Origin of the sequence: Janthinobacterium sp. NKUCC06_STL (assembly GCF_019345455.1) — a bacterium.
Classification (GTDB): Bacteria; Pseudomonadota; Gammaproteobacteria; order Burkholderiales; family Burkholderiaceae_D; genus Janthinobacterium; species Janthinobacterium rivuli.
The window spans coordinates 1-357 of record NZ_JAHKQY010000039.1; the positions used below are offsets into that span (position 1 = coordinate 1).

1 protein-coding gene is annotated in these 357 nt (G+C 65.3%); it reads right to left on the reverse strand.

The window, feature by feature from the left end:
* Nucleotides 1–357 (reverse strand): hypothetical protein (locus KO539_RS29895; RefSeq protein ID WP_219314002.1); only part of this gene is annotated, 357 nt, incomplete at both ends.

Sequence of the window (357 nt, forward strand, 5' to 3'; positions counted from 1 at the left end):
TTGCAGGCCCGCGCCCAGCAAGCCGCTACTGGCAATGCTGTTGGCCTGCAAGATCGTGTTGCCCAGCGCCGCGATGGAACCGCTGTTCGTCAGCGCGCCACCCACCGTCCATTGCTGGTCGCGGCCCGCATACAGCAAGCCCGTGTTGTTCAGGTCACCCGTCAGCGTGGCCCGCACATCCTTGCCCGCGCTCAGCACCCCCTGCGCATTGCGCACGCTGCCGGCATCAAGGACGATGCTGCCGCCGCTCGCCTGCAGCGTGCCGCCGCTGTTGTCGACACTGCCCGCCTTCACACTGATATCCTGCGTGGCGGCAATCACGCCGTCGGTATTGTTGACCGCATTGACACTTTTCAG